At 56.4% G+C, this 11,554-nt stretch carries 8 protein-coding genes; 6 read left to right on the top strand and 2 right to left on the bottom strand.

The features are described from left to right. The first annotated feature begins 49 nt into the window (after positions 1 to 49). Complete coding sequence (locus tag KTN04_RS00385) at positions 50 to 322, top strand: hypothetical protein (RefSeq protein ID WP_217333230.1); 273 nt, start codon at positions 50 to 52, stop codon at positions 320 to 322. A 24-nt stretch (positions 323 to 346) separates the two neighbouring features. Next, positions 347 to 898, top strand: a complete 552-nt coding sequence (locus tag KTN04_RS00380) for a DUF6933 domain-containing protein (protein ID WP_217333229.1) — start codon at positions 347 to 349, stop codon at positions 896 to 898. Positions 899 to 2,330: 1,432 nt separating this feature from the next. Here KTN04_RS00380 and KTN04_RS00375 read toward each other — a convergent pair. Further along, on the bottom strand, positions 2,331 to 3,629 hold the full coding sequence (locus KTN04_RS00375; RefSeq protein ID WP_217333228.1) for a tyrosine-type recombinase/integrase: 1,299 nt from the start codon (positions 3,627 to 3,629) through the stop codon (positions 2,331 to 2,333). A gap of 146 nt (positions 3,630 to 3,775) precedes the next feature. On the opposite strand from KTN04_RS00375, the gene KTN04_RS00370 reads away from it, so the two are divergent. From KTN04_RS00370 to KTN04_RS00360, 3 genes are all read left to right on the top strand, one after another. Continuing rightward, entirely contained in the window at positions 3,776 to 4,219 is a 444-nt protein-coding gene (locus KTN04_RS00370; protein ID WP_217333227.1) for a YeeE/YedE family protein, read from the top strand. 1 nt (position 4,220) lies between these two features. Further along, on the top strand, positions 4,221 to 4,670 hold the full coding sequence (locus tag KTN04_RS00365) for a YeeE/YedE family protein (protein ID WP_217333226.1): 450 nt from the start codon (positions 4,221 to 4,223) through the stop codon (positions 4,668 to 4,670). A 327-nt stretch (positions 4,671 to 4,997) separates the two neighbouring features. Beyond that, positions 4,998 to 5,177 carry a DUF7230 family protein gene (locus tag KTN04_RS00360; protein WP_217333225.1) on the top strand — a complete coding sequence of 60 codons (180 nt, stop codon included), beginning with the start codon at positions 4,998 to 5,000 and terminating at the stop codon, positions 5,175 to 5,177. Positions 5,178 to 5,320: 143 nt separating this feature from the next. Here the strand turns inward: KTN04_RS00360 and KTN04_RS00355 are convergent, their stop codons facing one another. Further along, positions 5,321 to 7,216: a propionyl-CoA synthetase gene (locus KTN04_RS00355; protein WP_217333224.1), complete on the bottom strand. Its 1,896-nt coding sequence runs from the start codon at positions 7,214 to 7,216 to the stop codon at positions 5,321 to 5,323. Between the two features lie 486 nt (positions 7,217 to 7,702). Here KTN04_RS00355 and metH point away from each other — a divergent pair, with 486 nt between their 5' ends. Further along, complete coding sequence (gene metH / locus KTN04_RS00350; protein ID WP_217333223.1) at positions 7,703 to 11,425, top strand: methionine synthase; 3,723 nt, start codon at positions 7,703 to 7,705, stop codon at positions 11,423 to 11,425. Positions 11,426 to 11,554 lie beyond the last annotated feature (129 nt).

The following is an 11,554-nucleotide window of genomic DNA, read 5'->3' as shown; positions in this document are numbered from 1 at the left end:
TATCAGCTTCTACTTGATGGAACGATACAACTGGCAACGGACATACCAATTGACCGACAACCTGGCCGATGCCGATATGCTCAATTACGCCCGCACCGTAGCGGATAAAGTAGGGGAGAATGATCGTGTGATGCACCAGCTGAGGAACAACACACCTGAGCAGGCATTTCTCGGTGACTTTCCGCAGGCGGTCGATGATGCAGTCATGGGAAGCTCGGAAGCACACCAGAACCAGATGCTGCAGATTCTCAGTAATCCGCAGGTCGCTCAAGGGTTTGCGCGAGTGGTATTTGACATGCTGCTGAACAAGGGAAATGCATAGGTATCAAGGGATTATGGTAAAAACATGAGAATCCACGTTACCAAGAAGTTGGCCGACAAGCTCAAAAAGGCAGGTTTTGAGATTGCAGATGCGCCTGAGGAAAGCCCATCTGCATTGGGTGAATGGCATGCCAATATCACCACGATTCAGCGTCGTCAGTGTCTGGTGTTTACCCACGACCAGACGCGGTTCTCATTGGCGTTGATCGGCGTGACGCAAAAAGAGCTCAAGGCACTGACGTTCTGGTTCAGGGATATGCTGGCCAACACCATGCTCAAGCTGGGTTATCCCGCAGAGTTGATGGAACGAGCCATTGGCTTGGTCGATGAACTGAGCTTCGACACAGTGTGCAGCCGATCAGTACAAGGCACATTGAAAAACATGATGCTTGATCTGGATGCATTTACCTGGGATGGCCGTGACATCATGGAACTGGGACCATACTCAGTGTCGGCGAAGCTGTGTGAGCGACCATGCGGGATCAAAGGCATGAAGAAGCGAGAGTTCATTTGGCCAGCTGCAGAGATGCACAATCTGCTGAAGCAGCTACCAGACCCACGCGAGGCCATGCACTAATCGCGTACAGTCGTCACCAGCTTGCACGGAACGGCTTTCAGCCCGCAAAACTCAAATCTTCGCGACTCTCCGCACCAAATTCAGGGGGCTTAATCGACTGATAAGTCAGCAGAGCGTTAGTTAGCACAGGGAAGCACTGACGACTCAGGTTCAGGGCGCAGGCACTTTGAGGTAGCCACAAAATCAGGATGACGCCCGGAGTGTAAGGGCACCAAGATGAATACCAAATTGCCGGTACGTAATCCCAACGTGGTTGGAAGCGTCACAAGCCCAGAAACCATGAGCCTGAAATAATAGTTAATTTAACATAATATACATTATACGAAGTGTAATATTGTGGCATTTCGGTGCTTTGGTGAGGCGGTCTTATCGGGGTGGCAGCCTCGATGGCTATCATGCACCTCAATACCGATAACCTGATTTATCGGCATATCCATATCAGGCCATTTTGGCATTCGGCCATCGCTGACTTTTGACTCGCCAGATTCATCTTTCATACCATGCTTGAAGTCCTGCTCAGGCTGGCTTCGCATGAATCTTGCAGTCCATCCTGTATTGCCTGTGCATCGAATCAATCACTGACCCCTGTATGCCGGTTATCTGGCGTCGCTGGCTGAGTATCCTGACAGTCTTGAGCTTGTTCCGTGCTCTGCACTCTGGTCGTGCTGATCAGCCTTCAGCACGTACCATGTCTGCGTGTCTGATCACAGTGGTTTTTCGTTGTCACGCAGTCGTCGGTCAGTCACTTTCAGCGCACGGTTGAGATCGGTTTGCCGCTTGCAATGCTGCGCGCTGTGCAATGGTCAGGAAGCGCTTGAAAATGCCCGTTACTATGATCGGCATGCACCTCATGTCTGACTCATGGGTATTTCCGCACAGTCGCGTGTCGGCATGAACGTTGCCGCTACACCTGTGGCGTTAGTTCCGGCGCTATGGCCAAGATGTCGGTACAATTGCCTGATAGCCACAAACCGGCTGGCTACATGAACTCGATGGCTTTTTGATCAGCCGTGTCATGTTCGGTTGCGTGTGTGGTCGTTCTGCCTGCCAACCGACCCGAGACATCGGGCGCCGGACTCACGCCCAGGCACTTGTACGGGCTGTACAGTGGTAACTGCAGCCTGTGCCACATATCCAGTAACGAATTTGAGCCCGGATACAGAAAGTTCACCCGCTGCTCTGTAAGCCAGGCCTCCCGGAGTGTGATACCCACTGCGATGGCATGGATATTGACGCGCTCAGGGTGTTTGTCGAGATCACCCTTACAACCTGGCACGATTCCTCACCGCCGCGCCAGGACACGGCATAAATCAAAGGAGGCTCCTCGGTATCCGCCGGGTTGGAACCGCCATCAGCACACCGGTACGTATCTTGGATCACATGCCCTGCCCCTTACGTGAGCACTGCCATAAGCGTAGCCCGGTACCGGCTGTCATTCCGCTTCCTGCAGGCGATCCAGCTTTTTGCCTGCCGCCGACTCATGCCGTTCGACACGACTGGTATGGAGGTAGCGCGAGGTCGTGTCGATACTGTCATGGCCGGCATCAGCCTGAACATGTGACAAGGGGCGGCCGTTCAGGTTGATATCATGGGTGATGCCCGTGTGACGCAGACTGTGAGGTGTCATTTGTCGGATCTCGTTGGCATCTTCGATAAAACCGTCCTCTTCCGCGCTCACGGCGGCCTGGCTGAAAAGCTCATCCAGCAACTCGCGTATCTGACGAATGCCCAGGTTGGCATTTTGAATGCCCGCATCGCGGCCGTGCCCCGCTGCCCGATGGCGGACAAACAGCGGAGTTTCATCTCCCGGGGGCGGCAAATCACTCAGCCCCAGGTAGCGGCGGTAACGCTTCAGGGCTGTCAGCAGTGCATGGGACACGGCAACACTGCGCTGCTTGCCGCCCTTACTGCGTGGAATGTGATAGCTCCAGATGCCGGTCTGGCTGTCACGCCGGAACTGTCCCATCATTGGGGCAAACCCCGGCCGCGCCGAAACTTCCGATATGCGCAGATAACAGCCGTACATGAGGCTGACCAGGAACAGTGTGCGTTCGTGCAGCTCCGGATCGGTCTGTGCCAGCTTCAGGGCGGTTCCCATCACATAGGACCATTGCAGCTCGCTGAATGCCTTGAGGTTTTCGTTATCTTCGCCACTGGCGCGAAACTGGTCACCGGCCTTGAAAACGCCGCTTTTGAGGATTTGTCGCGCGGGGTTGCGTTCGGTCAGCTCCTCGTCGATTAGATAACTGTAGTAGGCTGACAGAATTGCCAGCTTGGTCCGTAAGGCCGGTTCGCTGAGTCGATACGGCAGTATTTCCCCGTCGCGGCGCCGGCCCAGAAACAGCCGCCAGGCAGGGTTCGGCAGCCGCTCACCGGTTTCCTTATGGGTTTTGAACTGGGCGGTGTTGAAATAGCCAATCAAAACATCCGGGGGCTGGCGGCAGAACTCGACGTAACGAAACAGGCTGCGCCGGGTAATCGCCAGCGGACTCGCCTGTTCGATCTCGAAGCACCAGTACAGAAAGGTGGTCAGCTCGGACCTGTAGGTCTTGTAGTTGTTTTCACTGGCGCGCTGTTCCAGCAGCCAGTCCACCGAGTACTCATAGACCAGTGCCGCATCATCGACCCGACCAAGTGTTACGCGTGCCAGATATTCGTTGACCTGTGCATTGCCGTCTTCAAGGTGATCAACGGCATCAAACAGCGGGATGGCTGCAGATATTTCATTCATATACAAGTACTTAAATGCTTAATGTATAAGACCACTTTAACAATTGGTCGCCCCATTCACCAGATATCCGTGTCACGCTATGCTTGAGCGGCCATGCAGGACTGGCTAATATATAAGAACAATCTAATAAATAGGGTGCTTCGCTTATGACCATCGTGAACTTTACGCCATGGCCCGCCTTGATCGGCGGTGCTCTGATCGGGCTGGCTGCCGCTTTTCTGCTCTATGCCAAGGGACGCATCGCCGGCATTTCCGGTATCGCCGGCGGCGTGATCTATCCCGAGTCAAAGGGTGATATCGGCTGGCGGATCGTGTTTCTCGTCGGCTTGGTATTGGGCGGACTGCTGTATCAGCTCACGGGTTTCGGTGCCGGCGTCGAGCATATTCAAGCGGTTGTCAGCAAGCCGTGGCTGATTGCGGGGGGGCTGTTGGTGGGCATCGGCACTCAGATCGGGAGCGGTTGCACCAGTGGTCACGGCATTTGTGGCTTGGCTCGACGCAGTCCTCGCTCGCTTGTGGCGACGCTCTGCTTCATGGGCAGCGCGCTGCTGACCGTTTTTGTCACCCGTCATCTGCTGGGAGCCGCCTGATATGACACATGGCAAACGTATTATCGCCGCCCTGCTGGCCGGCACCCTGTTCGGCTTTGGCCTCTCGGTGGCACAAATGATTGATCCGGCCAAGGTCATCAACTTCCTGGATATTACCGGACAATGGGATCCGTCGCTGGCTTTTGTCATGGCCGGAGGCCTGTTGATCAACATGATCGCGACCCCGCTGATTCTCAAGCGCAACAAGCCGCTGCTGGCTGAGTACTTCCAATTGCCTACGCGCCAGCAGGTCGATAAACGCATCGTAATGGGCGGGGCCATTTTCGGAATCGGCTGGGGACTGGCCGGTTATTGCCCGGGCCCCATGCTGACGTCCCTGAGCTTTGCCGATAGCGACATTCTGACCGTTGTGGCTGCCTTTGTTGTCGGCACCTTTGCCACCCGCTGGCATCTGGCACACCGGCCCACTCATGGCCAGGACCGCCAATAGGACATCGGCGCGAGCATCGGACATTGGAACGGGTTCTTGGTGTCCGGTGCATGCCAGCGTGCGCCAGCCTATATTGTGGATCTGGGGCCATAAATGCTTGCAGCGGGCGTGTTTGTTTTCTAATCTGCTGCCTGTTCAATTCCATGCCTGCCGCGTGGCACTCCATGCCCTCTGAGCCAGACCCTTGCTTCAAGGAAGCGTCAACAAGGATGCCGAGCCGGTTACTGCTGTGCAGGTGTGGAAACGCCGGACTAGACCACAAAATGCGTGCCTTGCGTTGGTGCGCACATTCATACCCATCGCGGGCTTCTTGCCCAGGAGAAAACGATGAAAAAACGGGAACACGGCACAGTGGAACCAGACACTCGTAACTACGTTGCCAAACACGCTCGCTGTTTCAACAAGGCAGCCAAATTTGAAGATCGCAAGAAAGCGCTCAAGCGTGGCAAGGTAAAGCACAAGGGCATCAGCCCTTATCAGGACGTCGCACTCGCTGCGGCGGCCTGATAAGGGCTGAAACCTGCTGTCTGCCGGTTTTCGGCGCCAGCCAGCACACCGAGTCCGTTTCGTGTGTCCGCGGGCACCAATGCTTATAAACGTAAAAAAGGCAGCCTTGAGGCTGCCTTTGTCATTCGATACCGTTCAGCTAATCAGGCGTGCTGGACCAGGCCGCGCTCATCCATCAGCGCTTCGATTTCTGCCAGGCTGCTCGGATCATCGATCGTGGACGGCACGGTATACTCCTGACCATCCGCAATCTGGCGCATCAGCTTGCGCAGGATCTTGCCAGAACGCGTCTTCGGCAGGCGCTGTACCACCATTGCCTTGTTGAAGCAGGCGATCGGACCGATCTCCTTGCGCACCATGGCGATCAATTCCTTCTCCAGTTCCTCTTCATCAATATCAACACCGTCCTTCAGCAGGACCAGGCCTACCGGAGCCTGACCCTTGAGGTTGTCGTTGATGCCGATGACGGCACATTCGGCCACTGCCGGATGGTCGGCAATGATCTCTTCCATTTCACCGGTCGAGAGACGGTGGCCGGCCACGTTGATGACATCATCGGTGCGTCCCATGATGAAAACGTAACCATCTTCATCCTTGTAGCCGCCGTCACCAGAGGTGTAATAACCCGGATAGTCTGTCAGATAGCCGCTCTTGAAACGTTCGTGGTTGTTCCAGACGGTCGGCAGGCAGCTGGGCGGCAGCGGCAGCTTGATGGCAATGGCACCCTGCTCGCCGGCCGGCAGCTCATTGCCGTCAGAATCAAGAATCTGGACGTTGAAGCCCGGAATCGGCAAGGATGCGGAGCCCGGTTTGGGTTCTTTGGCTTCGATGCCCATCAGATTACCGCAGATGGCCCAGCCAGTTTCGGTCTGCCACCAGTGGTCGATGACCGGCTTGCCGGTTTTCTCGATGGTCCAGTGGTAGGTCGGCGGGTCCAAACGCTCGCCGGCCATGAAGATGATTTCCAGGTTGGACAGATCATAGTTGCCAACCAGCTTGCCCTCCGGGTCTTCCTTCTTGATGGCACGGAAGGCCGTCGGTGCCGCAAACAGTGCCTTGATCTTGTACTCTTCACACAGGCGCCAGAAGGCACCGGCGTCCGGAGTGCGAACCGGTTTGCCTTCGTACACGATGGTGGTCGCGCCAGCCAGAAGCGGCGCATAGACGATGTAGGAATGACCCACAACCCAGCCCACATCAGACGCGGCCAGGAAGACATCGCCCGGCTCGATATTGTAGATTGCCTTCATGGAGTACTTGAGCGCAGCGGCATGGCCGCCGTTATCACGTACCACACCCTTGGGCTTGCCGGTCGTGCCGGAGGTATAGAGGATGTACAGCGGATCGGTACCCTTGACCGGAACGCAGTCGGCCGGCTCGGCCTGGGCAATGGCCTCTTCCCAATCGAGATCACGGCCTGCAACCAGCTCGGCCTTGGCCTGGGGACGCTGCAGCACCACGCAGGCATCCGGCTTGTGCACGGATTGCTCGATGGCTTCGTCGAGCATCGGCTTGTATTCGATTACCTTGGACACTTCGATACCGCAGGAAGCCGTCACAATGACCTTGGGCTCGGCATCTTCGATACGTACAGCCAGTTCATGCGGTGCAAAGCCACCGAATACCACCGAGTGGATCGCACCCAGACGGGCAACGGCATACATGGCGATCAGCGCTTCCGGTACCATTGGCATGTAAATGACCACGCGGTCGCCCTTCGCAACGCCCTGAGCTTTGAGTACGCCTGCAAAGCTGGCCACCTGATCACGCATTTCACGGTAGGTGATAACGCGCTTGGTATCGGCGACCGGAGAGTCGTAGATAATGGCGGCCTGATCGGCACGTCCATTTTCGACATGGTAGTCCAGTGCCATATAGGCGGTATTCATCTCGCCATCGGCAAACCAGCGATCGATACCATTCTCATCCTTGGACAGAATCTGCTCCGGCTGTTTGAACCAGGGCAGCTCAGCTGCCTTCTCGGCCCAGAACGTTTCGGGGGCTTCAACAGACTTGGTGTATTCTGCATGATACGTCATTGCAGCATCCTCTAACTCTCGGTGGGTGTTCGAACCAGATCTTTTTTATTGTTGACACTTTAGGTCATTGGTCAGGAACTCTAGCGAAAGTTATCGCTGAGGAAACTACGACAAAAGGCTTAGCATGAGGGGGCAAATCCCGGCAAATAGAACGTAAACAGTGGTTTGTGAGTAAAAAACGCAACTTTAGTATGATGACATCAGTCGAGTGGCAACACTGAAATGCACAAAGTGTCGACATGATTCGTTAATCTAAGGGTGTTCATGTATCCAGAATGCGGTGCCCTTTGTCGACGCGCAGCATGCCGCCGTATACAGCAGTAGGCGCAATCGGATTTCCGCTGACGCCCTGCCGCTCCCTGAAAAACGCTGGAAAAGTATCGGCCTCGCAACAATCTTTAAATATTTTCAATCCTGTATGACCAGCACTCAGGCAATTTGCCTCGTCTTTGGACTACAATGCGTCCTCTCTATACAGGTCACATAATGGATGTACACGTGAACGACAATAATCTGCATGCGCAACTCAGTCACTCTCTGAACCAACGTATTTTGATGCTCGACGGCGGCATGGGCACCATGATCCAGGAGCGCCAGCTGACCGAAGCGGATTTTCGTGGTGAACGTTTTGCCGACTGGCACTTGGATGTCAAAGGCAATAACGACATGCTGGTGCTGACTCAGCCGGATATGATCCGTGACATCCATACCGCCTACCTTGAAGGTGGCGCCGATATCATCGAAACCAACACCTTCAACGCCACCCGTATCGCAATGGCCGATTACGAGATGGAGGCGTTGAGCCGCGAGATCAACGTGGCCGCCGCCCGCCTAGCCCGCGAAGCCGCCAATGCCATGACCGCGAAAACACCGGATCGCCCACGTTACGTGGCCGGTGTGCTGGGCCCAACCAACCGTACCTGCTCCATTTCACCGGACGTGAATGACCCGGGCTACCGCAACGTGACCTTCGACGAGCTGTTTGAAGCGTACACCGAGTCAATTGACGGTCTACTGGAAGGTGGCGCCCAGATCATTCTGATCGAGACCATTTTCGACACTCTGAACGCCAAGGCTGCCATCTATGCCCTCGAACACTACTTCGAGCAGCACGGCATCCGCGTGCCGGTGATGATTTCCGGTACCATTACCGATGCTTCCGGCCGCACCCTTTCCGGCCAAACCACCGAGGCGTTCTGGAACTCGGTGCGCCATGCGCGCCCGCTGAGCATTGGCTTGAACTGTGCCCTGGGGCCGAAGGAACTGCGCCAGTACGTGGAAGAGCTGTCCCGCGTGGCCGATACCTATGTATCCGTGCACCCCAATGCCGGTCTGCCCAACGCCTTTGGTGGTTATGATGAGACCCCAGAGCAGATGGCGGAAGAGATCCGCGAATGGGCCCAGTCAGGCTTCGTCAATATCGTGGGCGGCTGTTGTGGTACCCGCCCGGACCACATCCAGGTGATCCGAGAGGCGCTGCTGGACCAGGCGCCGCGTCAGATTCCCGAGGTCGCCGTCGAATGTCGCCTGTCCGGCCTGGAACCGATGAACATCGGCGCCGATACTTTGTTCGTCAACGTGGGCGAGCGTACCAACGTCACCGGTTCCGCCAAGTTTCGCCGCCTGATCAAGGAAGGCGACTACGAGACCGCATTGGAAGTAGCCCGTCAGCAGGTGGAAAACGGCGCCCAGATCATTGATATCAACATGGACGAAGGCATGCTGGATGCCGAAGCGGCGATGAACCGCTTCCTTAACCTGATCGCCTCCGAGCCGGATATCTCCCGTGTGCCGATCATGCTTGACTCCTCCAAGTGGCACGTGATGGAAGAAGGTCTCAAACGCATCCAGGGCAAGGGCGTGGTCAACTCCATTTCCTTGAAGGAAGGTGAAGAGAACTTCATCGCCCAGGCACGCAAGATCCGTCACTATGGTGCGGCTGTCGTGGTCATGGCCTTTGACGAAACCGGTCAGGCCGACACCTACGAGCGCAAGATCGAGATCTGTGAACGCTCCTACCGCGTGCTGGTGGACAAGGTCGGCTTCCCGCCGGAAGACATCATCTTCGACCCCAATATCTTCGCCATCGCCACCGGTATCGAAGAGCACGACAACTACGCCAACGACTTCATCAATGCCACCGGCTGGATCAAACAGCACCTGCCCTACGCCAAGGTGTCCGGCGGCGTGTCCAACGTGTCTTTTTCCTTCCGCGGCAACGACAAAGTGCGTGAAGCCATTCACTGCGTGTTCCTCTACCATGCCATCCAGAAAGGCATGGACATGGGCATCGTCAACGCCGGTCAGCTGGCGATCTACGATGACTTGCCGGAAGAACTGCGTGAACACGTGGAAGATATCGTGCTCAACCGCCGTGAAGACGGTACCGAGCGCATGCTGGAACTGGCCGAGAAATACCGCGGCGGCGCGTCCGAGTCTTCGGTCAAGCAGGATCTGGAATGGCGTGAGTGGGACGTAAACAAGCGCCTGGCCCATGCGCTGGTGAAAGGCATTGCCGACTACGTCGATGAAGACGTGGAAGAGTGCCGCCACAACTACGAACGCCCGCTACAGGTGATCGAAGGCCCGCTGATGGATGGCATGGGCATCGTCGGTGACCTCTTCGGTGCCGGCAAAATGTTCCTGCCTCAGGTGGTCAAATCCGCCCGTGTGATGAAGAAGGCCGTGGCCTACCTGATGCCCTTCATTGAAGAAGAAAAGCAGGGCAATGAAAGCAGCTCCGCCGGCAAGGTCGTCATGGCGACCGTCAAGGGCGACGTGCATGACATCGGTAAAAACATCGTCGGCGTGGTGCTACAGTGCAACAACTTCGAGATCATCGACCTGGGTGTCATGGTCCCGGCCGAGAAGATCCTGCAGACCGCGCGCGAAACCAATGCCGATATTATCGGTCTGTCCGGCCTGATCACCCCGTCACTGGACGAGATGGTGCATGTGGCCAAGGAGATGCAGCGTCAGGGCTTCGATATCCCGCTGCTGATCGGTGGCGCCACCACTTCCAAGGCCCACACCGCGGTGAAGATCGAGCCCAACTACAAGAACAACCAGGTGGTACACGTCACCAACGCTTCCCGTTCTGTAGGGGTTGCGTCCTCCCTGCTGTCGGCAACCAAGAAAGACAGCTATATCAAGGAGATCAAAGCCGAATATGAAGCGGTGCGCGAGCGTCATGCCGCGCGTCAGCATGACCAGCGCCGCGTAACACTCGAAGCCGCCCGCGCCAATCGTCAACCGATCGAATGGGAAGGCTATCAGGCGCCGGTACCGCTGCAGCCGGGCATCCATGTGCTCGAAGACTACGATCTGGAAGAGCTGGCCCAGTGCATCGACTGGACGCCCTTCTTCCAGTCCTGGGAGCTGGCCGGTCGCTTCCCGCGCATCCTGGATGACGAAGTGGTGGGCGAAGAAGCGCGCAAGTTGTATGAAGATGCCAAGCTGATGCTGCGTGACATCATCGACAACAAGAAACTGAAGGCACGCGGCGTCTTCGGCCTTTTCCCGGCCAACTGTGTGGGCCATGACGATATCGAAATCTATGCCGATGAGACTCGTGACCAAGTGCGCATGAAGGTGCACCACCTGCGCCAGCAGACCCAGAAGGTGGAAGGTCGCTATAACCATTGCCTGAGTGACTACGTGGCGCCTAAGGACAGCGGCGTGCAGGATTACGTGGGTGCTTTCGCGGTCACCGCGGGTATCGGTATCGACAAGTGGGTCGAGCAGTACGAAGCCGATCATGATGATTACAACAGCATCATGATCAAAGCACTGGCTGACCGTCTGGCGGAAGCCTTTGCCGAGCGTCTGCATCAGCGTGTGCGTACCGAGTTCTGGGGGTATGCCGCCGATGAGAATCTGGATAACGACGCGCTGATTCGCGAACAGTACCAGGGTATTCGTCCGGCACCGGGCTACCCGGCCTGCCCGGATCACACCGAAAAGGCATTGCTGTGGGAATTGCTGGACGTGGAGCATAATGCCGGCATGACGCTGACAGACAGCTTTGCCATGCTGCCGACCGCCGCGGTCAGCGGCTGGTACTTCAGCCATCCGGATGCGCGTTACTTCGGTGTGGCCAAGATCAGCGAAGATCAGGTGGAAAGCTATGCCAAGCGCAAAGGCATGAGCATGGACGAAGCCGAACGCTGGCTGGCGCCCAATCTGGGTTACGAGCCGGAACAGGGGTAAACCGACGACGGCTCTGCAATACCAAGCCGCACACCGTACAGTACAGGGGCTGTCCTTAGGGTAAGCCCCTTTTCATATTCTGGTTTAACGCTCGTTCCGGCCTGACCCTGGTGTGCGATCATTTTCGTC

Origin of the sequence: Marinobacterium weihaiense, assembly GCF_019061305.1 — a bacterium.
GTDB lineage: Bacteria > Pseudomonadota > Gammaproteobacteria > Pseudomonadales > Balneatricaceae > Marinobacterium > Marinobacterium weihaiense.
This window is presented reverse-complemented; position numbering and strand designations above follow the sequence as displayed.